This window comes from Bryobacter aggregatus MPL3, assembly GCF_000702445.1.
GTDB lineage: Bacteria > Acidobacteriota > Terriglobia > Bryobacterales > Bryobacteraceae > Bryobacter > Bryobacter aggregatus.
The window spans coordinates 3,521,420-3,545,868 of record NZ_JNIF01000003.1 but is presented as its reverse complement, the minus strand read 5'-3'; the positions used below and the strand labels follow the sequence as shown (position 1 = coordinate 3,545,868).

General features: G+C 57.9%; 26 protein-coding genes. 8 read left to right on the top strand and 18 right to left on the bottom strand.

Going from position 1 to position 24,449, the window contains the following annotated elements:
* Positions 1 to 2: 2 nt before the first annotated feature.
* The 5 genes from M017_RS0116415 to M017_RS0116395 all read right to left on the bottom strand — a co-directional run bounded on the left by M017_RS0116415 (position 3) and on the right by M017_RS0116395 (position 4,962).
* The gene (locus M017_RS0116415) at positions 3 to 1,349 is read right to left on the bottom strand and encodes a sigma-54-dependent transcriptional regulator (RefSeq protein WP_031499219.1); all 1,347 of its coding nucleotides are present in this window, start codon (positions 1,347 to 1,349) and stop codon (positions 3 to 5) included.
* An 8-nt stretch (positions 1,350 to 1,357) separates the two neighbouring features.
* Positions 1,358 to 2,593 carry a sensor histidine kinase gene (locus M017_RS27835; protein ID WP_031499218.1) on the bottom strand — a complete coding sequence of 412 codons (1,236 nt, stop codon included), beginning with the start codon at positions 2,591 to 2,593 and terminating at the stop codon, positions 1,358 to 1,360.
* 64 nt (positions 2,594 to 2,657) lie between these two features.
* Positions 2,658 to 3,095 (bottom strand): YraN family protein, encoded by a 438-nt coding sequence (locus M017_RS0116405; RefSeq protein ID WP_051670267.1) that lies wholly within the window; start codon positions 3,093 to 3,095, stop codon positions 2,658 to 2,660.
* Positions 3,092 to 3,637: a class I SAM-dependent methyltransferase gene (locus M017_RS0116400; protein ID WP_035957840.1), complete on the bottom strand. Its 546-nt coding sequence runs from the start codon at positions 3,635 to 3,637 to the stop codon at positions 3,092 to 3,094. Before M017_RS0116400 ends, M017_RS0116405 begins: the two co-directional genes overlap by 4 nt.
* Entirely contained in the window at positions 3,604 to 4,962 is a 1,359-nt protein-coding gene (locus tag M017_RS0116395; RefSeq protein ID WP_035957839.1) for an acetyl ornithine aminotransferase family protein, read from the bottom strand. Before M017_RS0116395 ends, M017_RS0116400 begins: the two co-directional genes overlap by 34 nt.
* Positions 4,963 to 5,238: 276 nt before the next feature.
* Between M017_RS0116395 and M017_RS0116390 the strand changes: the two genes are divergently transcribed.
* Genes M017_RS0116390 through M017_RS0116380 form a run of 3 tightly spaced genes read left to right on the top strand, consistent with a single transcriptional unit; the run spans position 5,239 to position 6,612 of the window.
* Positions 5,239 to 6,069, top strand: coding sequence for an HAD-IB family phosphatase (locus M017_RS0116390; protein ID WP_031499214.1), 831 nt, complete (start codon positions 5,239 to 5,241; stop codon positions 6,067 to 6,069).
* Positions 6,066 to 6,365: a YgjV family protein gene (locus M017_RS0116385; RefSeq protein ID WP_031499213.1), complete on the top strand. Its 300-nt coding sequence runs from the start codon at positions 6,066 to 6,068 to the stop codon at positions 6,363 to 6,365. Before M017_RS0116390 ends, M017_RS0116385 begins: the two co-directional genes overlap by 4 nt.
* The gene (locus M017_RS0116380) at positions 6,301 to 6,612 is read left to right on the top strand and encodes a copper-binding protein (protein ID WP_162179954.1); all 312 of its coding nucleotides are present in this window, start codon (positions 6,301 to 6,303) and stop codon (positions 6,610 to 6,612) included. Before M017_RS0116385 ends, M017_RS0116380 begins: the two co-directional genes overlap by 65 nt.
* Here M017_RS0116380 and M017_RS0116375 read toward each other — a convergent pair.
* The 4 genes from M017_RS0116375 to M017_RS0116360 form a co-directional block, all read right to left on the bottom strand.
* Positions 6,609 to 7,187, bottom strand: coding sequence for a YceI family protein (locus M017_RS0116375; protein WP_031499211.1), 579 nt, complete (start codon positions 7,185 to 7,187; stop codon positions 6,609 to 6,611). The genes M017_RS0116380 and M017_RS0116375 overlap by 4 nt on opposite strands.
* Before the next feature lie 3 nt (positions 7,188 to 7,190).
* Complete coding sequence (locus M017_RS0116370) at positions 7,191 to 7,547, bottom strand: nuclear transport factor 2 family protein (protein ID WP_031499210.1); 357 nt, start codon at positions 7,545 to 7,547, stop codon at positions 7,191 to 7,193.
* A gap of 62 nt (positions 7,548 to 7,609) precedes the next feature.
* Positions 7,610 to 8,095, bottom strand: coding sequence for a MarR family winged helix-turn-helix transcriptional regulator (locus M017_RS0116365; RefSeq protein ID WP_155121447.1), 486 nt, complete (start codon positions 8,093 to 8,095; stop codon positions 7,610 to 7,612).
* An 88-nt stretch (positions 8,096 to 8,183) separates the two neighbouring features.
* On the bottom strand, positions 8,184 to 8,696 hold the full coding sequence (locus M017_RS0116360; RefSeq protein ID WP_420313862.1) for a fasciclin domain-containing protein: 513 nt from the start codon (positions 8,694 to 8,696) through the stop codon (positions 8,184 to 8,186).
* 150 nt (positions 8,697 to 8,846) lie between these two features.
* Between M017_RS0116360 and cysD the strand changes: the two genes are divergently transcribed.
* From cysD to M017_RS0116340, 4 genes are read left to right on the top strand one after another with little or no spacing between them, the layout of a single operon-like run.
* Positions 8,847 to 9,785, top strand: a complete 939-nt coding sequence (gene cysD / locus M017_RS0116355) for a sulfate adenylyltransferase subunit CysD (protein WP_051670265.1) — start codon at positions 8,847 to 8,849, stop codon at positions 9,783 to 9,785.
* 1 nt (position 9,786) lies between these two features.
* Positions 9,787 to 11,334 (top strand): sulfate adenylyltransferase subunit 1, encoded by a 1,548-nt coding sequence (locus M017_RS0116350; RefSeq protein ID WP_051670263.1) that lies wholly within the window; start codon positions 9,787 to 9,789, stop codon positions 11,332 to 11,334.
* Positions 11,331 to 11,996 (top strand): phosphoadenylyl-sulfate reductase, encoded by a 666-nt coding sequence (locus tag M017_RS0116345; protein ID WP_031499205.1) that lies wholly within the window; start codon positions 11,331 to 11,333, stop codon positions 11,994 to 11,996. The genes M017_RS0116350 and M017_RS0116345 overlap by 4 nt, the downstream gene beginning before the upstream one ends.
* A 9-nt stretch (positions 11,997 to 12,005) precedes the next feature.
* On the top strand, positions 12,006 to 12,761 hold the full coding sequence (locus M017_RS0116340) for a sulfite exporter TauE/SafE family protein (protein WP_031499204.1): 756 nt from the start codon (positions 12,006 to 12,008) through the stop codon (positions 12,759 to 12,761).
* Here the strand turns inward: M017_RS0116340 and M017_RS0116335 are convergent.
* From M017_RS0116335 to M017_RS0116315, 5 genes are read right to left on the bottom strand one after another with little or no spacing between them, the layout of a single operon-like run.
* A complete protein-coding gene (locus tag M017_RS0116335) occupies positions 12,750 to 13,961 on the bottom strand; it encodes an MFS transporter (RefSeq protein ID WP_420313855.1) in 1,212 nt (403 codons plus the stop codon). The genes M017_RS0116340 and M017_RS0116335 overlap by 12 nt on opposite strands.
* Entirely contained in the window at positions 13,958 to 15,121 is a 1,164-nt protein-coding gene (locus M017_RS0116330; RefSeq protein WP_202901664.1) for a phosphopentomutase, read from the bottom strand. The genes M017_RS0116335 and M017_RS0116330 overlap by 4 nt, the downstream gene beginning before the upstream one ends.
* Positions 15,118 to 15,744, bottom strand: coding sequence for a hypothetical protein (locus M017_RS0116325; protein ID WP_031499201.1), 627 nt, complete (start codon positions 15,742 to 15,744; stop codon positions 15,118 to 15,120). Before M017_RS0116325 ends, M017_RS0116330 begins: the two co-directional genes overlap by 4 nt.
* Positions 15,741 to 16,211: a crossover junction endodeoxyribonuclease RuvC gene (gene ruvC, locus M017_RS0116320; RefSeq protein WP_031499200.1), complete on the bottom strand. Its 471-nt coding sequence runs from the start codon at positions 16,209 to 16,211 to the stop codon at positions 15,741 to 15,743. Before ruvC ends, M017_RS0116325 begins: the two co-directional genes overlap by 4 nt.
* A 7-nt stretch (positions 16,212 to 16,218) precedes the next feature.
* Complete coding sequence (locus M017_RS0116315; RefSeq protein WP_031499199.1) at positions 16,219 to 16,962, bottom strand: YebC/PmpR family DNA-binding transcriptional regulator; 744 nt, start codon at positions 16,960 to 16,962, stop codon at positions 16,219 to 16,221.
* A gap of 48 nt (positions 16,963 to 17,010) precedes the next feature.
* Between M017_RS0116315 and M017_RS0116310 the strand changes: the two genes are divergently transcribed.
* Positions 17,011 to 17,703 (top strand): queuosine precursor transporter, encoded by a 693-nt coding sequence (locus M017_RS0116310; protein ID WP_051670259.1) that lies wholly within the window; start codon positions 17,011 to 17,013, stop codon positions 17,701 to 17,703.
* On the opposite strand, the gene M017_RS0116305 is transcribed toward M017_RS0116310, so the two are convergent.
* Genes M017_RS0116305 through M017_RS0116290 form a run of 4 tightly spaced genes read right to left on the bottom strand, consistent with a single transcriptional unit; the run spans position 17,700 to position 24,315 of the window.
* Complete coding sequence (locus M017_RS0116305; RefSeq protein WP_051670257.1) at positions 17,700 to 18,935, bottom strand: DegT/DnrJ/EryC1/StrS family aminotransferase; 1,236 nt, start codon at positions 18,933 to 18,935, stop codon at positions 17,700 to 17,702. The two genes, M017_RS0116310 and M017_RS0116305, sit on opposite strands and share 4 nt — an antisense overlap.
* Positions 18,936 to 18,944: 9 nt before the next feature.
* Entirely contained in the window at positions 18,945 to 20,216 is a 1,272-nt protein-coding gene (locus M017_RS0116300; protein WP_031499196.1) for a proton-conducting transporter transmembrane domain-containing protein, read from the bottom strand.
* Positions 20,209 to 21,546, bottom strand: a complete 1,338-nt coding sequence (locus M017_RS0116295; RefSeq protein WP_051670256.1) for a proton-conducting transporter transmembrane domain-containing protein — start codon at positions 21,544 to 21,546, stop codon at positions 20,209 to 20,211. Before M017_RS0116295 ends, M017_RS0116300 begins: the two co-directional genes overlap by 8 nt.
* Before the next feature lie 6 nt (positions 21,547 to 21,552).
* Complete coding sequence (locus M017_RS0116290; protein ID WP_162179953.1) at positions 21,553 to 24,315, bottom strand: DUF2309 domain-containing protein; 2,763 nt, start codon at positions 24,313 to 24,315, stop codon at positions 21,553 to 21,555.
* Between the last annotated feature and the right edge of the window lie 134 nt (positions 24,316 to 24,449).

The window sequence follows — 24,449 nt, the reverse complement described above, 5'->3', positions numbered from 1 at the left end:
TCCTATTCCCCGTCCTTATCTTCAATCCCAATCTGGCTCAGGCGATAGCGGAGCGCATTCCGGGTGATCCCGAGAATCCGCGCGGCCTGGCTTTTATTCCCATTGGCGCGTTTGAGCGCTTCTTTGAGAAGGCTTTGTTCGTACTCGTCAAGGGTCATGCCAGTAGGGAGAAAGCCCGGCTCGACATGCGGAGCGCGAGCCTTCGGCCCCATGTCGATGCGGATATCGCCAGCATCCAGTTGCTCATGGGAGGCGAGCAGCAGACTCCGCTCCATCACATTCTCCAATTCGCGAACATTGCCCGGCCACTCATAGGACAGTAGGCGTTCGAGTCCGGAGGGAGTAATTCGCTGCGTGCCGTCGCCATACTTGGCGAGAAAATGCAGCGCCAGAGCCGGAATATCTTCTTTCCGGTCGCGCAACGGGGGAATATTGATCGGCATGACGTTGAGGCGATAGTACAGGTCTTCGCGAAAACGGCCCCCTTCGAGAGCCGCACGGAGATCGACATTCGTCGCTGCAATGACACGCACATCAATCTGCTTCGTTCGATTCGACCCCAGCCGTTCCAGTTCGCGCTCCTGCAAAACACGGAGTAGCTTCACCTGGACTGCCATCGGGACATCCCCGATTTCGTCCAGAAACACCGTGCCCGTGTCCGCTTGTTCAAACTTGCCGGGCTTCGCAATCGTCGCCCCAGTGAAGGCGCCCTTCTCGTAGCCAAAGAGCTCGCTCTCCATCAGGTTTTCCGGCAGGGCGCCGCAATTGATCTTGACCAGCGGCTGGTTGCGGCGTGGGGAATTGAAATGGATCGCGCGCGCCACCATGTCCTTGCCCACACCACTCTCGCCGCAAAGGAGCACGGTCGCGCGGCTGGGTGCGACACGCTCGATCAGATTGAAGACCTCCCGCATGCCGGGGCTCCGGCCAATCAGGTTTCCAAAGGTATACCGTTCATCCAGCTCTTCTTTGAGCCGCTGGTTCTCGCTGCGCAGACGCCGCACTTCGAGTGCCTTGCCCACCACGGTGGACAAGTGATCGAGCGAGAAGGGCTTTTGGAGAAAGTCCACCGCGCCCCGCTTCATCGCCTCGACGGCCGTCTCCACATTCCCGAATGCCGTCATCACCACCACCGGCACGGAGGCATCTTCGCGGGTCAGTTTCTCGAGCAAACTGAGGCCATCCATTCCGGGCAGCTTCAGATCGGTCAGAATCAGGTCCACGCCTTCCAGCTTGCGCATACCCTCTTCCGCCGTGCCTGCGGTCACGACATCGTGATCCTCTCCGCTCAGTTGGAGTTCGATCACACGCCGCAGCTTTTCTTCATCTTCGATGACGAGAATTCGCATCTTTAATTTTAATCTTGTACTTCCTGGCGATCCGGCAACCATACGCGAATGGTGGTGCCCGCGCCGATTTCACTCTCGACGAAAATCCGGCCGCGATGCTCGTCCACAATTTTGGAGACGATGGCGAGGCCGAGTCCGGTTCCTTCAGGTTTCGTGGTGAAGAAGGGATTGAAGATGCTGCCGAGGTTCTCAGCCCCAATCCCGGCACCGCGATCAATCACCGCCACCTCCGCCCCGCCCATCGCAGGACGCGTGAGCACGGTCACTACAGAATCGGGCGGGCTTGCATCAATCGCATTCGCCAACAGGTTGGCGACCAGTTGCTCAATCCACTGCGCATCAATGGGGAGCGCATGGACATCGGGAGAATCGTTTCGAATCACGCGGCAACGGTGCGATTCGGCTCGGGTGCGCACCTGGTGCACCGCACGGTCAATCACCTCGCTGAGTTCCGTAAGCTCCACATGCAAACGGAAAGGCTTCGCAAAATCGAGAAAGCGCTTGACCAGTTCATTCGTACGATCAACTTCCGTCGAAATATAACCCGAAAGCTCCCGGCCAAGAGCATCCTGCGCGGGGAGTTTCTTCGCCAGCATTTCAGCCGACGCCTTAATCGTGCCGAGCGGATTGCGCAACTCATGGGCAAGGCCTGCCGTCAGTTGTCCCAGCGCGGCCAGCCGTTCACTGCGAAGAACTTCTGATTGCGCGGCCTGGAGATTTTTATTGGCCGCCGCAAGTTCCCGGGCCAGCGACTGGTAACTTTCCGCTTGTTCCCGATTGGCACGCGCCAGTTGGTAGGTGAGATAAGCAGCCAGAAAGAGAAAGAGAATCCGGAAGCTGATTTCCTGCTGCTGGTCGAGCGGGATCGTCAGATTCTCAAAGTCGATATAAAGCAGAAAGGAGAGATAGGACAGTCCGGCCATCGTTGTTGCAGCAACAGTGCCGAGTGCTCCAAAGAAGGTGGCCGCCGTCACCACAGGAAGCAGCAGGATGAGGTAGTAACTGGAAGCAATGCCGCCGGTCACGCCCATCAAAAGATATGCGAGCACAAGCCGGATCGCAACACCGAGAAATCGGCCACCTGGAGAATCCCGAAAGATGCCGATGCGCGGCTCGATCATCTCGAAGATCGCAAACGCAGCGAGCATCTGGACTTCTGCTGTGTTGACAATCGGCGAAGAAAAATGGAGAGCGAGAAAAAGGAGCACCCAAACGGCGTCGCGCGAATTGGGTTTCCATGCCATTTGTTTTTTATTGTGGAACGGAGCGAGCGGGGATCGCGGGATTATTTTGGAAGCCTCGGCTTCGCTACCAGGTAAAGGCGTCCGGATGATGCGCAATGCGAAGCTCCGGTTCAAGCACAATCGATAGCTGGTCAAAGCGGACAATCTCTTCTGGCAACAATGCTTTCCGGCAATACTCACGGGCGGCACGACGGAGCGCAATCTCTTTCACCCGGTCGATGTTGCGCTCTGGGGAGCCGAATGTATCGGAGCTGCGGGTCTTCACCTCAACAAAGATCAGCCGGTCGGGGGTGCCGCGCTGCCAGGCGATGAGATCCACTTCCTCCCACCCGGCCTTGCTGCGCCAGTTGCGATCGATCACGCGATAGCCGCGCCGCTGGAGTTCCCGATGCGCAAGATCTTCTCCGTAGCGGCCAATGGCCTGCTTTGGCTCCAGGCAACGGCGGTCCTGCCACTGCCGGAGACGATCGAAAAACAGCCAGAGTGGTTTACTGAGCATCATCCCTTGATCACTTCAAACTCAAACTGCATCACCTTACCGCGCACAATGTAGCAGAGATAGTACTCCCAATAGCGGCGCAGGCGCGGAGAGAGATTGACGAGAAATTCAAAGCCCGTATACTTCCACAGCGCTAGTAGCTTGACGTAGATTTTTTTCTCCCGGAATTTCGCCCGCGTGTAGTAGCCAAAGCCCGCATCATCCGGCCCAAAGTAACGGAAGCTGAAGCTGTTGAGGTGCCAGCGATGCGTCGGGTCGCAGAAACTCGAAAAGTCGGTATAGTGCGGCGTCTCGAGCACCAGCTTGCCGCCATTGCGCAGAATCCGGTGAAACTCCTCCATCGACTGGATCACATTGTCCACATGTTCAATCACATGGATCGCACGCACTTCGTCGAAGCTGGAATCACGAAACGGATAGGGATGGTGGTCGAGATCGGCAATCACATCGGCCGCCGTATGCGCGTTGTTATCGAGCCCGACGGCGCCGGGATACTTGCGGATGCCGCAGCCTACATCGAGGACTCTTGGCTTTGCTGGAGACAAGCCTCCAGTGTATCGAGGCAGAACGTGGCCTGGTCCCGCGAAAAGACAAGCGGCGGGCAGAGGCGAATCGAATTCGGTCCGCAACCGAGGATGAGCAAGCCTCGTTGGAAGGCCATTTGCTCCAGGCGGTCGCGCAATTCCGGAAAGCGTTCCCTGCCCTGCTGATCCTTCACCAATTCAAAACCAATCATCAGCCCCAGCCCTTGCACGCGCCCGACATGGCGGAATCGATGGGGCCACTCGCGCATCCGGTCGAGCATATAGCCGCCCACCTGCTCGGCATTGCGCAGCAACTCCGTCTCCAGCAGTTCGATCGTCACAAGTGAGCTGGCAATGGCCACTGGATTCCCGCCAAAGGTGGAAGCATGTGCGCCGGGCTTCCAGGTCATCCATTCCGGGCGCGTCACCACAGCGCTGAGCGGCAATCCGCTGGCGATGCCCTTGGCGATCGCAAGAATCTGCGGGTCCACCTTGAAATGCTCGGTCGCAAACATCTTGCCGGTACGCCCCATCCCCGACTGCACTTCATCCCAAATGATGGGGATGCCATGACGGCTCGCCACCGCCTGTAACTCATCGACAAACTTCTGCGGCGGCACCACGTAGCCCCCTTCACCCTGCACCGGCTCAACTACGATGCCGGCGATGTCATCCGCAGGCAGGATATGCCGGATCAGCTGGTCTTCGATCACCTTCACACATTCAACGGCACAGGTCTCCACTTGCTTCCCATAGCTGCAGCGATAGCAATTTGCATAGGGAATATGCGTGACGCCAAAGAGCAGCGATCCAAAGCCGCGCTTCTGAATGCTCTTCGAACCGGTCAACGAGAGAGCGCCCATGGTCCTCCCGTGAAACGCCCCGAAGAACGCAATGAACCGTTCGCGCCCCGTGTGATAGCGCGCAATCTTGAGCGAGGCCTCAATGGCTTCCGCGCCCGAGTTGCCAAAGTAGACACGCCGTGGACCAGCGCCGGGAGCAAGGCTCTGCAGCTTCTCGGCGAGCGTCACCATGTTCTCGTAATAGAAATCGGTGCCGGAGTAGTGCAGAAATTTCGTGGCCTGCGCCTGGATCGCTGCGATCACTTTCGGATGGCAATGGCCGGTCGCACAGACGGCGATGCCGGCGTTGCAATCGAGAAAGCGATTGCCGTCCAGATCTTCAATCATGGCTCCCTGCGCGTGCGCCACGGTAAGCGGGTAGCTGCGCGTATAGCTGGGAGACAAAACTGCGTTGTCGCGAGCAATGAGTTGCGCCGATTTCGGGCCAGGTAAGGGAGTGACCAGATGCGGCAAATCCGGACGGACGAGCGTGGGGTTGCTCATGGGAATCTCCTCGGATTGGTTATGGCTGTTGTGGGTAGGGCTTGGACAGGTGAGGTGGCAGACAGCTAGTCGGCGCCAAAGAGGCCGGGCCGGTTGCGAGCGGGAGTGGCCTGCATGACCTTATTCTAGTGCAGCCTGACAGCCGCCGCAGAGCGCGGTCTCTTGAAAAAATAAAAATCTTGTTATCATATCAGATAAGTTCCCAGCCTGAATTTTCTTTTACCCAGTTGTACTCCGATTGACACAATCCATTTCTAAACTAAAGGTGAGGTTCTTATGGCAGAAGAAAGACGCATCCAGAAGCAGTATCTGTTGGCCAGCGATTTCGATCACACGTTGAGCTTCAATGACTCCGGCGTGATCCTGAGTGAAATGCTGGGCATCGACGGCTTCCAGGCGAAGATCGCAGAGATCTCCCGCAAAAATTTTATCCAGCAGGGCGGCGAGTTGTCGTATCTGCTGTTGCACGACCCCGAATACCGCCAGGTACGCTCGCACCACTTGATTGCAGTGGGGAAAAAGATCCGGCTGAAGGCGAACATCCGCCTCGTTTCCCAGCTCTTGAACAGTCTCGATGGCTATCGCTTTGGCTTCTACGTGATCAGTGCGGCACCGGAAGAAGTGATCCAGAGCGCGCTCGAAGGCATTGTTCCTCCGGAAAATATCTATGGCACGCGCCTCAACTACAACGAGGCGGGCGAGGTCTGCGGCATCGAGCGTGTTTGCGCCGGCTACGGCAAGGTGACGGTTCTTGATGAGCTGCAGAGCAGCATGAAGCTAGGCAGAGACCAGGTTGTCTACATGGGCGATGGCTCGAGCGACATCCACGTGATGTTGCACGTCAACCGCTACGACGGTTTGACCATTGCGGTGTCCGAGGCCAAACACATCTCGCAGATCGCCAAGCGAACCGTGTTGAGTGACGATTCCTTGAGCGTGCTGGTGCCGATTCTCGAAGAGATTCTCGGTTGGCAGTCCAGCCGCATCCGCGCCTTGTTCGAAGCGCACGGCTTCACGGTACAAGAGTGGGACAAGGTAAAAACCGATTGGCTTACCATCGAACCTATGGACGCAAGGGAAACAGCGGAATTGCAGGTCACACAGTGAAGCCGGATTGGATTGGATGGATGGCGACGGTAGCCTTTACAAGCTCCTACTTTGTGCGCAATCCCTTCGCCATCCGTGGCATCCAGGCCGTCGCGGCTTGCTTGTGGTTGAGCTATGGGGTGGTGATCGGCGCAACGCCGGTCATCATCGCCAATCTGCTGGTGGTCTCCGCTGCATTGTTTACCATGTGGCGGGACCGCAATCGAACGCAGGTGCTCGATACTAATGGATATGAAAACCTTGTTGATCGCGCTGGTCCTGTCGCTCAGCGCTTGCACCTCAACTCCAAGAGCTGACGCAGTCAGCAAATTGCCGGTCAAGGTTTACTCCCTCAGCGGGGAGATCGTCGGCATGGATGCGGCAACGCAGGTGCTGACAGTGAAGCATTCGGAAATTCCCGGCTTCATGGAAGCAATGACGATGGGGTTTCCGGTCAAAGAAAAAGCCGAGTTTGAGAAGCTCAAACCCGGCCTGAAGATTCATGCGGACGTCAATGTACAGGGTGACGATTTCTGGTTGACCAAGATCGCCCCACAGCCTTAAGCCCCTGGACGGGTGGCTTCGATGTCGAGAGTCACTTGAATCTCGTCACCCACCACCACACCACCGGTGTCAATCGTTTTGTTCCACTTCAACCCAAAGGCAGAACGGCTGATCTTCGTCGTCGCCCGCCCCCCGCGGACAAAGCCCCCTTGAGGGCTTTTCACTTCCGGGCTCAACTCACTGAGGGTTAAGGTGACCGCTTTGGTGACCCCATGCAAGGTGAGATCGCCATCCACGAAGAAGACATTGCCCGTCCGGTACACCTTCGTCGACTGGAATCTCATCGTGGGGTACTTGGCCACATCGAAGAAATCCGCGCTTTTGAGATGCGCATCCCGCTTGGCCTGATTGGTGTTGACCGTATCGACATCGATACTCGCCTCGATATGGGACTTCGCCAGATCCTTGTCATCGTATACGATGCTGCCTTTGATATTTGAGAAGCGGCCGGTGACATTGGTGACCATCATGTGTTTCACCGTAAAGCTCGCCCCGGAATGGGCAGTGTCAATCTGATAGCTTTGCGCTGCCAGACTGAGGGCAGAACCGAATACGAAAAGAAGGTTGCGGATCATGGATTAGCCCTTGTTGTAGTAGAAGCGTTCATTCACAATCAGCCCGTTGCTCCAGCGGCGGACAGCCACTTGGCTCAGCGTCATGCGATGCCCGTTCTTAAATGTAATATCCATCTGCCACTCGGAGAAAGAAACATCTCCTGAGGTTGCGCTCGACAGCACAGCGGCAGAGTGCAGTTCTGCAATCGAACTGAAGAACTCGATCTCCCGGTTCCGGTTGAACGCCTTGCCGACAAACGGGGCATCGGAATTCTCCTGCATCACGACATCCTCAGCATAGAGCTCGTCAAATGCCTCCAGCGCCTTGCCGGCGAGTACCATGTCATCCAACTTCTGATTCAGTGCAGCAATGTTTGCCATTGTATTTGTGTCCTTTATTCGTTTTCCAGATAATTGACTGGTCAAGTTTTAGATCAAAAAAATCACTCTGCGTCGCGGATTTTTTCAAGAATTTTGAGAAGCGCCTGGAGTTCCGCCTTCGTCACATAACGGAAGGATCGCTCCGAGCACTCCAGAACCTCGGGGTCCAGTTGCTCCAACAGCTCCAGCCCGGCCTTGGTAATCAAGCAGGAAACCTGTCGGCGGTCTGTTGCAGGACGTTCCCGCCGCACGAGTTGCTTTGCCTCCAGACGGTCGACCAGGCGCGTGATGCCGGGAGTTTGTTCAATCAGCCGCTCCCCAACGCTGAGCGTGGGAAGTCCCTCGCTGCCTGCGCCCCGCAGAATCCGCAACACATTGTATTGCTGCTCCGTAATCCCACGAGCTTCAAAGATAGGCGAATGAAGACGGCGCAGATGATCGGCCGTTTTCATAAAGGCAACTCCAACTTCCTGGTCCAAAGAAGCAAAAGGCTTGCTTTGCTTGATTTCGGCCAGGATGCGGGAGGAGCCCATACGTTGATTCTGCACGATAATACTTAACTAGTCAATTATTGACGCGTAAAAATTCCAGCCGGAGTTCCGGCTGGAGAGAGAGGCGAATCCAACTAGGAGAAGACTATTTCGGCAACAGCACCGCGTCGATCACATGAATGACGCCGTTCGATTGCATGACGTTGGCGATGGTCACCATGGCCCTGCCACCCTTTTCATCGGTCAGCATCAGCTTGTCGCCAGACATCGTTGCGGTGAGCGTGCCACCTGAAAGGGTCTTCAGGCTCGCCTTGCCATGGCCCTTGCGAATGGCCCTGGCGATCTCAGCAGAATTCATTTTTCCAGCAACCACGTGATAGGTAAGAATCGAGGTGAGAGTCCCTTTATTCTCGGGCTTGAGCAGACTTTCGACAGTTCCGGCGGGCAGTTTGTCGAAGGCCGCATTGGTAGGAGCAAAAACGGTGAATGGCCCTGCCCCCTGCAGTGTGTCCACCAATCCGGCTGCCTTGATAGCCGCAACAAGAGTCGTGTGGTCTGCAGACTTTGAGGCATTCTCGATAATGTTCTTGGTCGGATACATCATCTGACCACCCACCATTGGGTTCTTGGCTGCAGTGAGTGTGAAGCTGAGCAGCATAACACTAGTGAAGGTGAGGATTTTGTTTGTCATAGTCTTGCTTTCATTGAGAACCAGAGTTCATATTGCGTTACGCAGAATAAGGGAAAATAGATGTTGCATCCCTTTCCGGCCTTGCATCGTCGTATACTCTATAGAGAATTAGAGATTATGCTCGCCGCTGTTCCTGCCGATACCTCCGCGCCCCAAACGCGCACACAATCCCATCTGGACCACCTTGAAGCGGAGTCGATTCACATCCTCCGCGAAGTGGCCGCCAGTTATGCCCATCCCGTCATCCTCTATTCAGTGGGAAAGGATTCGAGCGTGCTGGTCCATCTGGCGCGCAAGGCGTTTTACCCTGGCAAGATTCCCTTCCCGCTCGTGCACATCGACACGACCTACGAGTACCCGGAGCTGATTGAGTTCCGCGACTGGTTTGTCAAAGAGATCGACGCCAATCTGATCGTCCACATCAACGAAGAAGCCGTCGCCGCGGGCACCAATCCCTATTCGCTCGGCACCGCCAAGTGCTGCGGCCTGTTGCGCACCCGCGCCCTGGTCGAAGGCTTGCAGAAGCTGAATGCCGACGCCGCCATCGGGGGAGCCCGGCGCGATGAAGAACGCTCACGCGCCAAGGAGCGCGTCTTCTCCTTCCGCAATCAGTTTGGACAATGGGACCCGAAGGACCAGCGCCCCGAACTCTGGAACCTCTACAACTCGAAGGTCGATCCTGGCGAGAGCATGCGCGTCTTTCCGCTGTCGAACTGGACGGAATTCGATGTCTGGAAGTACATCGAGCGCGAGAACATTCCGCTCGTCCCGCTCTACTTTGCCGCGCCGCGCGAAGTCTATGTTCGTGGCAATACGCTGATCCCGGTCAAGGACAACGTGAAGGCTCTGCCTGGCGAGAAATCGGAAATCCGGGTTTGCCGCATGAGGAGCCTCGGGTGCACACCCTGCTCCGGCGCCATCGAAAGCGACGCCGACACCGTCTCGAAGATCATCGAAGAGTTGTTCAGCTTCCGCCGCAGTGAGCGCGAGAACCGCGTCATCGACCACGACCAGGACGGGTCGATGGAATTGAAGAAGCGCGAAGGATATTTCTAGAATGCAGACAACGTTACGCTTCTCCACCGCCGGGAGTGTGGACGACGGGAAAAGCACCCTCATCGGGCGCCTCTTGTTCGATACCAAGGGCGCCTATGAAGATCAGATTGAAGCCGTCAAAAAGAGCAAGGTCAACCGCAGCGGCCGGGAGATCGATCTCTCGCTGCTCACCGATGGATTGCGCGCCGAGCGCGAACAGGGCATCACAATTGACGTCGCCTACCGCTTCTTTGCGACCGAGAAACGGCGCTTCCGCATCGCCGACACCCCCGGCCATGAGCAGTACACCCGCAACATGGCCACCGGCGCCTCCACCTCGGACGCCGCCATCATTCTGGTGGACGCGATCAAGGGCGTCAGTCGCCAGACCCTGCGCCACGCCACCATTTCGAGCCTGCTCGGCATTGAACATCTGATCTTCGCGATCAACAAAATGGACGCGATGGATTGGAGCGAAGAAGTCTACAACAGGATTCGCGGCGAACTGCAGGAGCACGCCAAGCGCTGGCCTGGATCGAAGCTGCACTATCTGCCCGTCAGCGCGCTCGATGGCGACAATGTCGCCTGGCGCAGCGAGAAGGTCACCTGGTACAACGGCCCCAGCCTGCTTGATTTGCTCGAGACGCTCGAAGTCAGCCCCGCCGCCGCGCCCTTCCGCTTCCCGGTGCAATATGTCGTCCGTCCGGGCGACGGCTTCCGTGGCTTTGCCGGCCGCGTGGCCAGCGGCTCGGTGCAACCGGGCGACGCCATCGTCGTGCTGCCCAGCGGCCGCCGTACCACCGTCAAAGAGATTGTCACCTTCGATGGAGCGCTTCCCCGCGCCTTTGAAGGCGACAGCACGACGCTGGTGCTGAGTGAGGAAGTCGACATCAGCCGTGGCGATCTGATTGCGCTTGAGACGGCGCGTCCCGAACTCAGCCGCCACTTTGAAGCTGACCTTGTCTGGATGGCCGAAGAGCCACTCGAGCCTGGCACCGCCTACCTGCTGCGTTCGGCAACGCGGGAGCTCAGCGCCAAGATCACAAGCATCGCCTACACGCTCGATCCCGAGACGGGCCACCATGCGGCAGCGCACGACGCTCATCTGAACGACATCCTGCGCGTCCACATCGAGACGACGCAGCCCCTCGCCTTCGATGCCTATTCGAAGTGCCGCGAGACGGGAAGCCTCATTCTCATCCACCCGCGCACCAATCGCACGATTGCCGCTGGCATGATTGTGCGCGGCGCGCAAAGGACACTCCGCAGCGCCTCCACGCTTGCCTTTGAATTGGGTCCGGTAACGGCGGGAGAACGTGTCGAACACTACGGCCATCTGCCCGCAGTCGTGACCAGCGTGAATCCGGAACTGCTGGAGCGCGTCCTGTTTGAACACGGTGCCCTCGTCATGCGCTGGCGCGGTGAGGTGCCGCAGCAACTGCTGGAGACTGGCGCAATCGTCATCGCCGACAGCGGTGTCGCAGTCCCCGAAGAGAACCCACTCGAGTTTCTCGAAGAAGCCGGAATTCTGCTGCGGCGGAATGATTTTGTTGAAGGAGAAGGCATATGAGCCAGGCCATCGAAGCGATTGACCACGCACTTGCACAAGGAGCCGGACAGGCCTGCTACACCTGTAGCTTTCAGTTAGAGGACGTCGTGCTGCTCGATCTGTTGCGCCAGCGTGCGCCCCAGATTCCCGTGCTGTTCCTCGAAACCGGATACCACTTCAGCGCCACCTACGCCTACCGCGACAAGATTGCGAACGAATGGGGATTGAATCTGCGCAATCTCACCGCCATCAAGAGCGTTGCCGAGCAGGAGGCCGAGTTCGGCAAGCTGTACGAAGAGAAGCCCGCCGCCTGCTGCCAGTTGCGCAAAGTAGAACCGCTCTTCAACGCCTTGGAAGACTACGAGATCTGGTTCACCGGGCTGCGCCGCGAGCAATCGCCCACCCGCGCCAAGCTCGAAGTCGTCGAAGAAACCACGCTCAAGAGCGGCAAGACCATCGCGAAGATCAGTCCGCTCGCCCACTGGACCTGGAAAGAAGTCTGGCAATACGCGCGCGCCAACAATCTGCCGATTCTCGAACTCTACGATCAGGGTTATACGAGCATCGGTTGCGAGCCCTGCACCGCCTTGCCCGCCTCGGACGAGAACCTCCGCAGCGGACGCTGGGGCGGCAAGAAGCTCGAATGCGGCATTCATACCTTTGCGCCGGTGGAGTCGAAGTAGCAGGCACGAATGGAGACAATTCTCGGATTCTGTATCGCCATGGTGGTTGGACTGACCGGGGCAGGAGGGGGACCGTTGACGGTCCCTCTTCTGGTTCTCATATTAGGAAGGAGCGCTTCCGAGAGTGTCGGCACCTCGCTCGCCTTCGTGTTTGTGACGAAGCTTTTCGCCTCGCCGCTCTACATCTTCCGCAAGAGCGTCGATTTCAAAATTCTGGCCTTGATGCTGGCCGGCGGCATCCCCGGCGTGTTGCTGGGAACCTGGATCCTGTTGCGTCTGAGCAAGGCAGCCATTGAGCCGATTCTGCTGCCGAGCGTCGGCCTCACCATCGCCGCGCTGGCCTTTCTTCGCTTGTTCAAAGTGAAAGAAGCGAAGCGCCCAGAAAAGGAAATCCGCTGGAGCATCCCCTTTGCGACGCTTCCGATTGGAGCCGAAGTTGGCTTTTCCTCCGCGGGCGCCGGTGCGCTCGGCGGCTTGTTGCTAATGTATAAAACTCGCATGGAAGCCGCCACGATTGTCGGCACCGATCTGCTCTTCGGCCTTGCCCTGAGCTTTATGGCCGGTGGCATCCACGTCCTCTTCGGCCACATCGATCAGGCGCTGGTTTTCAAGATGTTGCTCGGCGGCATTCCGGGCGCGATGCTCGGCAGCTACCTCGGCACCAAGATCCCCTCACAAACGCTGCAAGTGGCGATGAGCGTCGTCTTCGGCTATCTCGGCCTCCACATGAGCTGGAAGGGCCTCGCGCCGCTGTTAGGCCGCTAGACGAGGTTTCGTGTCCGGCAGCAGAACGGTCAGAATCCCGATCGCCGGCAGATACGCGCAAAGCTCAAAGACAAAGCGGATGCTGGTGTGGTCGGCAAGCTGTCCAAGCACAGCCGCACCAATTCCCCCCATGCCAAAGGCAAAGCCGAAGAACAGTCCGGAGATCGTGCCCACACGTCCCGGCATCAGTTCCTGCGCATAGACCAGAATCGCCGAGAAGGCCGAAGCGAGAATCAGTCCGATGATCGCGCTCAGCACGGCCGTCCAGAACAAGCTGGCATGAGGCAGCAGTACGGAGAACGGCAGCACGCCGAGGATCGACACCCAGATCACCCGCTTGCGTCCAATCCGGTCCCCAATCGGCCCGCCAATGATCGTACCCACCGCAATCGCTCCCAGGAAAATGAACAGGTAGCGTTGCGCTGTCCCGATCGGGAGTTGGAAGCGGTCGATCAGGTAGAAGGTATAGTAGCTCGTCATGCTCGCCATGTAGAAGTACTTCGAGAAGATCAAAGTCCCCAGAACCGCAAGCGCCACGCCCACCTGTTTACGGCTCACGCCAGCCACCGCAGTGGAGGCCTGACGCGGCTTCGGCTGCGTCAGGTGGTCCCGATACCAGTAGCTCACCTTCATCAGCAGGAGGAGCGCCAGAAACGCCGCAGCAGAGAACCAGGCGAGGCTTCCCTGCCCGCGTGGCGCCACAATCAGCGAGGCGAGCAGCGGCCCCAGCGCCGCGCCCGCATTGCCCCCCACCTGAAACACCGATTGCGCCAAGCCATGCTGTCCGCCTGAGGCAAGGCGCGCCACGCGCGAGGCCTCCGGATGAAAGACCGACGAACCCAAACCCACCAAGCCAGCCGCCAAAAGAAGCCAGCCAAAACTATTCGCCACCGCCAGCAGCAGCAGGCCGCACAGGGAACAGCTCATGCCGATCGGGAGCGAGAAGGGCTTCGGCGTCTTATCGGTGAAGTGGCCGACAAAGGGCTGCAGAATCGACGCGGTGAGCTGGAAAGTAAAGGTGATCCAACCCAGTTGGCCGAAATCGAGACGATAGGCGTCTTTCAGCAGCGGATAGACGGCAGCAATGAGCGACTGCATCATGTCGTTCAAGAAGTGGCTCATGCTGATGGCCGCCAGGATCGGGGCTACGAGGGCAGGCTTAACTTTTGATTCAGATGGATCCAAAACTACAGAATTCACAATACCTCTAAGAATGATTCTCCCGTCGCCATCGGGACGCTGAAGATCGCAGCGACCGTTTTGCCAATGTCGCTTAAGGAACCACGAGTCCCCAGATTCTTGCCCGCTGGCGATGCGGGCGCATAGGCAAGGAGAGGGACATATTCGCGGCTATGGTCGGTGGACGGAGTTGTCGGGTCGCAGCCATGGTCGGCGGTCAGAATCAGCAGGTCAGAGGGCTGGAGCGCCGCCAGCAGCGAAGGCAGCCATTGGTCCACAGCTTCGAGCGCCGCCGCATAACCTTCGACATCGTTGCGATGCCCATACAGCGAATCAAAATCCACCAGATTCGTAAAGATCAGGCCACGATCAACTTCGTCCAGCGCCGCCAGTGTCTTGGCCATGCCATCAGCGTTGCTCTTGGTCTTGTCGTAGCTGCGAATTCCCCGGCCAAGAAAGACATCGAAGATCTTTCCGACGCTGTGCACCGGAACATTCGCATGGTCCAGCACATCCAGCAGCATCGGCGGCGGAGGCACGGCATAATCCTTGCGATTGGTAGTCCGCGTGTAGGCGCCCTTCGGCCCCTGAAACGGCCGCGCAATCACCCGGCCCACTTCAAGCGGCCCGCTCAACATGCGGCGCGCAATCTCGCAGATCCGGTACAACTCAAACAGCGAAATCACATCCTCGTGAGCAGCGATCTGGAACACGCTATCGGCGCTCGTATAGACAATTGGTTTGCCGGTGCGGACATGCTCGTCGCCCAACTCGGCCATGATCTCCGTGCCGCTCGCCGCTTTGTTGCCCAAGGTGCCGCGCCCGATCTCGGCTTCAAAGCGCTGCATGAAATCGGCAGGAAAGCCATTCGGAAACAGCGGAAAGGGCTTCGCAAGATGAATGCCCACCATCTCCCAATGTCCGGTCGTCGTATCCTTTCCCGGACTGGCGAGCGTACAGCGCCCATAAGAGGCCAGCGGCTTCTCCGCCGCGGGCAACCCGGCGAGCGGCTTGATATTGCCAAGGCCCAGTTCACAAAGATGCGGCAAATGCAGCGGACGAAGCCGCGCAATATTGCCGAGCGTATCGCTGGCCGGATCATCGCCATAGCTGGCCGCATCGGGCATGGCGCCAATGCCCACGCTATCGAGGACAATCCAAACGACGCGGTCGATCTTCATTCCGGTTTCTTTCTCGCTTCTTCAAAGGCTGCCTTCATGCGGGCGGCGCGGTCGCGCGCCATATTCAGGTAGCTATCGTTTTTGATGATCCGGTTCAGCAATGGATAATAAAGTTCGTAAGAAACTAGTCTTTTTTTGTCCCAGGCCGCCTCCAGATAGAGCAAAGCCTTATCCACACCAAGCTTTTCGAACTTCGCCGTTCGCTCGAGATCAAAATACAGGTTCACCGTCTCGGTCATGCGCTCAAAGAAGTCCTGCATCGCCTGCGCATCGAGATCCTGCGAATAGTTGAACTTCACCTCATTCTTGGTGCCGTCCTTTGTAAAGCGATAGGTCTTCTCGCCCATGCGCGCAACAGGCAGCCCGCTCTCCAGTTTCTTCTGGAAGAAGTCCACCTTGGCGGCAAGCGTCCACAGCTTCTCCACCTCTTCGGGCATCAGCTTGAACTTGACTGGCTGATCGTCTTCGGCGCTTTCCTTGTAGATCGCGTCCCCGGTCGGCTCGACGATAATCTCCAGATACTCTGGCTTTGATTTGGGAAAACTCTTCGAGTAGAAAATCGTCCCTTCGTGCGCAGCAGCCAGCGGCAATGCAAGCAACAACCAAAAAGCGAGACCCGTCATCTTAACCTCATTGTCGCGCGGCAGATCGCAGCCGCCAAAGCGTCGGCGGCATCCGCCGGTGGCGCCTTGTCGAGCCCTAAGAGCGCCCGCACCATCATCTGCACCTGCAACTTCTCCGCATTGCCGTAGCCCACAACCGCCATCTTGATCTCACGCGGACTGTATTCGTGTACATCCATCGGCGTCTCACGGGCCATCACCATCGCCACGCCGCGCACCTGCGCCAGCTTCAGCGCACTCTGCGAGTTCTTGGCGACAAACACTTCTTCTACCACCGCTTCATGTGGAGTATACTCCGCAATCACCTGGCGCAGACCCTGTGCGATGACACAAAGCCGGTCTGCCATCGGCGCACGAGGATTGGTCTTCAAAACGCCGAAAGCGATGGCCGCATGACGCTTGCCATCGCTCTCGATGATTCCGTAGCCGGTACGCTCGGTACCGCAATCGATTCCCAGAATTTTCAAAACGCTCCTAAGCCATCGCCTCCACCGTACTCTCGTCCGGTTCGTAGTTGGTGTAAACGTTCTGCGTGTCGTCGTAGTCTTCCAGTTGCTCAAGCAGGCGCATCATCCCGGCCGCGTTCTTCGGATCGATCGCCATCGTGTTCTTGGGGACCAGCGCGACTTCCGCACTCAGCGTCGGGATCTTCGCCGCGGCCAGCGCCGCAACAACCGAATCGTGAGCTTCCGGCGCACTGAGCAAGGTCCAACTGTCGCCGCTATTCTGAACATCGTCCCCGCCGGCCTCCAGCAGGATTTCGGTCAATTGATCTTCGGTTGCCTTGTCGCCTTCAATGAGAATCTGGCTCTTCCGCTCGAACATCCAGGCAACGCTGTTTGGCTCACCCATGTTGCCACCGTTCTTGCTGAACATATGGCGGATTTCGCTCACGGTACGCACTCGATTGTCCGTCGCACACTGTACGATAATGGCAGCTCCACCCGGGCCGTAGCCTTCGTAGCTGACTTCTTCAATCGTCGCGCCTTCCAGCTCACCTGTGCCGCGCATGATCGCGCGCTTGATGTTGTCGGACGGCATCGAAACAGCCTTGGCGGCAGTGATGGCAGTCCGCAAGCGGGCGTTGCTGTCGGGGTCGCCGCCACCGCGCGCTGCAATGAGAATTTCTTTGATCAGGCGGGTAAAAATTTTCCCGCGTTTAGCGTCGATAGACGCCTTCTTGTGTTTGATGGTATGCCATTTGGAGTGGCCAGACATAATGGAGAACCTTCCACCAGTATCCTATAGCAAAGACCCTAAAATCCTGTGGACCTAAAGAACAGAAAACAACTCATCTACCTGATCCTCGCCGGACTCTTTGTCGCCAACGCCATCCTCGGCGAGATCCTCGGAGGCAAGCTCATTGAAGTCGGCGGATACATCATGAGCCTTGGCGTAGTTCCCTGGCCTGTTGTGTTTATTTCCACAGACCTCATCAACGAATACTACGGCAAAGACGGCGTTCGCCGCCTCACCTTCATCACCGCCGGACTCATCCTCTACGCCTTCCTCGTCATCTTCGTTTCGATGGAGATCCCCGCCTCGCACGTCTCCCCCGTAACGGATGAGGCCTTCATTTCCGTCCTGAGCCAATCGCAGTGGATCATTGCCGGCAGTCTGGTCGCCTTCGTCTGCAGCCAGTTGCTCGACGTTTTCGTGTTCTGGATGTTCCACAAGGTGACAGGCGGCAAGATGCTCTGGCTCCGCGCCACAGGCTCCACGGCAATCTCGCAACTGATCGATACCTTTATCGTGCTCGGAATCGGGTTCTGGCTGCCCGGCAAGATTCAGATGAAAGACTTCCTCAATCTAGCCTTTACGAACTACACCTACAAGTTTGTGATCGCCGTCGCGCTCACGCCGCTGATCTACCTCGCTCACAATGCGATCGAGCGTTATCTCGAAGCGGAGCCGCATCCCTACACGCCGGCGCCCAATCCGCAGATTATCGAAGGCTAGCCCCGCCAGGCTTTGAGCCCGCGTTCCATCCGCGGAATCCAGTCCGGTCCGCTCAGCAATTGCGTCTGCGTTACCCAGACCACTTCCTCGCTCGACTGGCGATTCACCGGGCAATCGTTCTTTTTCCGCCACTTCTCATACAGGCCTTTGCCATAGGCGAACTGATAGCCGCGCGATTCAAAACTGTTTTTGAGAAAGGGTTCATCCTGCAGCGGTGAATAGCCTGCCGACAACGAAAGTCCTTGCTGGCTCATATGCCGCAGAAACTCAGCCCGTTTGCGCCCTCCGAATTTCGCAGCCTCATAGCGCAGCATGTAGAGATGATAGGCATTCCGGGTGCAGGCCTTCCCCACCGTACAAGGCGTCAGGCCGTCGTAGCGGGTTAACAGTTGGTCGAGTTGTTGCGCATTCGCCAGCCTTCGTTTCGATTGCTTCTCGATGCGTGACATCTGCGCCGTCAGCAGTGCTCCCTGGAACTCGGTCAGGCGCAGATTCGCACCCGACATCTCGTAGTGAAACTCCGTACCCGGCTGTGTGCGGCCGCGCGAATTGTTATGAAACGCAAAAGCCTTGGCAGCCAGTGCAGCATCATGGGTGACCACGGCCCCACCCTCGCCGCCGTTCAGATTCTTCGACGCCTGAAAGCTAAAGCATCCGATGGCGCCATGCCCTCCAACATGCTTGTGATCCCATTCGGCCAGATGCGCCTGCGCCGCGTCTTCAATCACCGGAATATTGTGCTTCTTGGCAATCGCAAGAACTTCGCCAAGCTCCCCCACCGCTCCGGCCATATGCACCATGATGATGGCGCGCGTACGCGGCGTGATCTGCTCCGCAACGCGTTTCGGATCCATTTGCATCGAAGCCGGATCGACATCGGCAAACACCGGCAGCGCATGAAAGCGAAGCACCGCGTTCACGGTCGCAATGAAAGTGTAGGGAGGCACGATCACCTCATCGCCCGGACCAATCCCCAGCACCCCTAGCGCCACGAGCAGCGCCGAGGTGCCATTGGCCACAGCCAAGCAATGCGGTGTCCCCGTCAGCGCCGCGTAGCGCGCTTCAAAATCAGCAACCGCCGTACCGTTGCCACGCCCCCATTTGCCGCTGCGCAGCACTTTCGTGAGGCTGTCTTCTTCGGTCTGATCAAAAACGGGCCAACTCGTTGGCGAAGGACTTGGTTCTGCGGCAAGAGTAACGGCTGGAATGCTGACAAACTGGCGGCGGCGCATAGGCCGATTCTAACGGAGCGAAGCGATTGATGGAACCGGAATCAGAAACTGCTTCAAAGACTCAGCAGCATGCGTGCGGCTATTGACGATGAATTGAGGCGCCAGCCCACCCAGGATCAACGCCGCCGCAAAGGCCGTCAGCACCCAGCGCTCGCGTGGCAGGGCATCCACCATCTCGGGCACGGCACGCGCGCCCTTGCCAAGGAAGATACGCGAGTACAACCGGAACAGGTTCCAGGCGTTCAACGCCGTAGAAAGCGGCAACACAATCCCGATCAACGGATGCACGCTCATCGTGCCATGTAGCAATAAGTCCTCCGCCGGAAAACCCAGCGTTCCGGGAAGGCCCACCAGCGCCAGTCCGGTAACGATAAAAAATGCCGCGAGCCGCGGCATGCGTGAGGCGAGCCCGGAATAGTGTTCCGCGCTTAGATTGCCGCCAAAGCGGGCCTCCACACTCTGGTAGACAATCACCAGTGCGGTAGTTGCCAGCGTCACGACGATCATATGCACGTAAGAGCCCGCGATCCCTTCGACATCGGCACTCTCCAGCCCCGCAAGAATGATCGCCGCCTGGCTCGAGAATAGCCAGGCCAGAATGCGGCGGGGCCGCTTCTCGCGCAGCGCCGCCAACGCAGAACCGATCGCCGTCATCAAGGCAAAACCACTCACCAGTTGCGTAAAACTGCGCGCATCGTCCACCAGCAAAGGAATCGCCACGCGCGCCGCCAGAACCGCCCCCAGATGGCCGTTCACGGTCAGGTTGGCAAGCCACAGCGGCTTGCGCTCGAATGCGGCGGGCACCCAGGACTGGGCCGGAAAGATCCCTTTGCGGAAAACCAGTGCCAGCGTAAAAGCGCCAAAGGCCCAGCGATGCATCCCCGGCTCGGGCAGCACAAAAATCGCAACCAGTAGCGCCAGGAAACTCATGATCAGAGCCAGCGCAGGAAGCCCCCAACGTTCGCCATCCGCATCGCGTGTCCAGATCATCGGAATCGCGCTCAGCAACCACCCCGCTGCCAGCACAGGCATGGCATCTGAGGTGTAGACCAGCAGCGTGCCCGCCTGCAACGCAAACACGGAAACCATCATGCTCCCGCTCAACTCCTTCTTCGGCAAAGACCAGACTTGCGCCACGACAAGTGCGGTGTAGATCGCAATCAGAATGCCGTTGAACGAATCCAGCTTCAAACCAAGCCCGGCATAGGCCGCGGCGCAGATCAACGCAGCGATTCCCAGCGTGCCAGCTACGCTGATGTAACGAAGACTCGGATTAAGCATCGATCCCCCTGATCACTCCCGCACTGCGCACAACCGTTTCCGGCTTGCCGTCTCCGGCGATCCATCTCGCCTCCACCAGATGAAAGAACCCGGCGATGGCATAAAGAGGAACAACCGCAAAACGTTGCAGCAGATGATCCATATGCGCTCGATCGACAGCCCAACGATAGAGCCAGAGGCGCAAGGATTCCGGAAGATACTTTTCATAGAACTCACCCGTCTTCGACAGATGGCCACCGGCAGCCGCATGCATCTGATGGTGTTCATGAAGCATCGACGGGGCACGCAGGAACTCAAAGGTACGCACCACCGAATGGCCGATGATATGCAGCAAGGCGACATTGTAGAAGCCCAAGCCAATCTCGACAAAGATCAAGCCGAGTTGAGTTAACGCTGCATAGCCGATGGCCGATTTCGCATCCGCCGACGCACGGCCCACCAGGGTGCCATGCAGCGCCGTCACGGCTCCAATGCACACCGCAGCCACTCCGACCCACGGAGCTTGATCGAGCAAAGGTTGCGCACGCAACAAAAGATATGCGCCCAGATGAACGGAGATCGCACCATAGAAGATCGCGCTCGAAGGCGTGGGGCCTTCCATCGCGAGAGGAAGCCAACCGCTAAACGGCACCTGGGCGCTCTTGCCCATTGCCGCAAACAACAACAGTGCGGCAGGAATCCAGGCATGCTCCAAATGACCTTTTGCGAGAAGGCCCGCATAGCTGGCCGTATGCGCGATCTGATACAAAGCAAACACACCAAGCAGCAAGCCAATATCGCAGAAACGATAGATCGCAAAGACCTTCAACCCGGCCTCCGCCGGACCACTACGTTCTCGGAAATAACCGATCAACAAGACCGACGATAATCCCACCAATTCCCACCCGCCAATCACCAGATCAAAGGACCCCGCAAAGAAAACCAGCAAGGCCCCCAGCCCGAACATGTAGAGCGAGAGGAAGAAGCGAAAGAAGCCGGCGTCTCGATGCAGATAGCGCCTGGAGAACGAAGCGATCAGGCCCAGCAGAATCACGGTCAATCCCGACATCGCCAGCGACAGACGGTCAACCACTAACACAAGCGGAAACGAGTAATTTTCAACGCGAAACCACGTTCCAAGCGGGACGGTCTCAGCGACGGAAGGGCCATTCAGATGGATCCCGCAGAGCAAACCAATGCTGCACGCCATCGTGATCATTCCCATCTGCGTGCAGCGGATCAGAACCTTTTCCCGCGGTGTCCAGCCAAGCAACCATAGGGCGCCAAAGCCGAGGAACAACAATCCTGGAACCGCAAGAACAAGGCAGAGTGCGTAGTCTTCTAAGGTCATGTTGATTTAGTTCTCGATCAAAGCGACCGGGAGATGCTCCATTTTTCCGAGATACCAGTCCGCCGAACTCTTGGCCACCGGAATCTCCCAATCTGCCGGAGCAACCGGATGAAAGCGGCCACGATCGTAGTAGTTCGCCTCTCCGGTTTCCGGGTCAATCGTGCTCAGCCGGATCCAACGATTCTCGACAAACTCCGTCAGTTCCGCGCTCTTGTGGATCACGCCCATCAAACGCTCCGGCGTGGTTTCCACAATAAAAAGGATGCGGACAGGCTCATGGATCTCGACCATCTGCCACGGAAGTCCGGTGCGGAGATCGCTCGTCGCCCCATTCATCACGCCGACCAGACCGCTGATGTTGTGCGGCAGCTTCGTGCCACAACCATAGCGCTCGTTATCGACCAGGCTGAAGTAGTACTCAAGACTGATCCCGCCACAGACGGGAATCACAGCTCCCATCACGCGCGCCAGCGCCGCGTTGTCGGTGTCAATCGTCGCGTCGTACGAGGTGAGGAAGGCCCGCCGGTCAAAGAACATACCGCGGGTCAAGGCGCGGCGGCCCACGATGGTAATGGCATTTGTACAATGCCCATACTCTGGGCGAGGTTCCGCCAGATGCTCGGCGCGCTCCTCAACATGCAGCAGCCCATCAGAAGGACTGCCATGGGGATCGGCGGCCTCAAAGCGGCGGGCGCGTTCCTGCGCACTGCGCGCCCGCGCCTCATCAAGATTCTTCGTAATCCTCTTCAGGTCTTCTACATGCGAAGCAGGTACGGCATCCAGGTCATAAAGAGTGATCCCGTCATGGCAGGTATCGTGATAGCCCCCTACAAACCAGGTGTCCTCTGGGATCACAATGCCCCGGCCAACCAACACAGCACGCACTTGGGGATGATTCGCCATCGCCGCGAAAATACGCCCGTTCGGACCACCGCGGCGGCCCCCGCAGGCGCCGCAATCATGCGCGGACTCATGCGGATTATTCAGCGAAGTCGACCCGTGCCCAAGAACAACAACAATCCGGGAAAAATTTCCGACCAGTCCTGCGTTAAACAAAGTGCCGGCTACGCGATCCGCTTTCTCACTCAAGGAAAAACCCTGCAACAGGCCATGTGCCGCATCGTGAGATTCTTTGTCGTCCCGGACAAAAGCAAGCTCTGTGCGCAATTCGGGAAGAAACCACTCATTCAACTTCGTAGTCACCTTGGCAAAACCAAGCGGCGTCATCACCTTCCCGATCAAGGGGAAAATGCTGAACAGCCCCAGCACCGCAGTGCTGAACCAACCCCGCACCAGGGTACGCGAGGCAATGACCGAATGATGAAGAAAGGCAGCCAGTTTCCGGCGCTGGGAGCGACGCTCGGCAAGCACCGCTTCTTGCCCCTCCTGCGCGCGTTCCTGCACCCGATGCGCAGCTTTGACGATCACAGGACACAGATCGACGGCATGTGCATCATCGACGCCCTGGTAGTGCATCGCAACGCCAAAAAAGCCCGCGGCGCCCAGCGTTTCCACGCTCGGATCCACCTCTTCCAGATGGCGGCGAATCGATTCCTCCCGCTCATCAATACAGAAGAAGACCTGCGCCGAGGCGCGCTCGCCGAGTTCCACCAGACCCTTCTGGCGCCGCTTCACAAGCGGACGCAGAACAGATTCGAGATGGCGCCATTCATAAGCAAGCTGATAGATCCGGCGGCGCTCCAGGTCATCGAAAGCAGCCAGTTCATCCCGCAAAGCCACACGTTCGGATTCAGAGAATTGCAGCGCCTTCGCAGCGTCAATGCCCAACGCACCAAGTGATAGGTAGGCGTTCAGCGCCCGCGCCCGCGCCGGATTGGAATCGATACGGACCACTTCTGCAACCGCGCCGTTTTCCTTTGCGGCACAGACAAGCACAAGCCGCACCGCCAGATAATCAGCCAGCTTGCAAGGCAGAACGATGTGCGGAGCGAGCCCAGGATCCTTCTCCAGGCAATGGAAAAGACCAGCCCAGCCGGGCATCGTCAAAAATTCATCTTCGATATAGCGTTGGCGATCGCGCTCTGGAATCCCCAGGCGGTCCAGGGCCAAATCGATCGCTTGCATCGAATCCGCAGGGAACTTTCGCAGAAGCGCGCCGACACCAGCCAGCGCTAAGGGCTCGATCGCCCCTCCGGTGCCAAGCAAATGAGAAACTGCAGCCCAGAAACCATGTTCGCGCCCCGGCATCGGCCAGTAGGCGACGCCCTGATCCAGATAAACGCTTGCCAGACGAATGAGCAGCGGATGAATCGCCTCGTCCGCGTTGAGCAATCGGGGCTTGCGGCCGGCACTCCGTTCCGGGGCATCTTCCAGAAGAGCCTCCGCCCACTCAAAAAGCCTCTTCTCCGACGCGTCATGATGCAGCCTGGCAAACTCCGGAGATTCGGTCAGCCGCCAGTCAACAGTCTCGGGATCCACCGGCCGAATGGCCGCCAGCAAGATCCGTTCGCGCAACACACTGCGGGTCAACCCGGAGACAAGAACAGAAGCATCTGGCTCGTTGGCCAGCACATGACGGATATCCTCGGCCAGAATCCTGCCCCGCTTGCACTCCGCCTGAAACGCATCTTCGCGGAGATACGCTTCTGCGCCAAAGATCGCTCCCGCTTCCACCACCGCATCCTCAAAAGCTTTGTTTTGAAAGGCATGAAGAGTATTGTGATGAATAAATACCCCAATTGGCCCCTGTGCTGGCAGAAGATGCGCAGCGTGTTCCAGGATGTGTTGCAGATGGTTGGAAGCTTCCACGATCGATACCCCTCTCAGCATGGGCCGGGCGCCCTGAAAAGGCTATCCCGTCGATAGGGTAGCTATAGAGACAGGAAGAGGGAGGAATCATAATTTTCAAAATGCTTGATTTTTGGATAGGATTTGTAAGATAA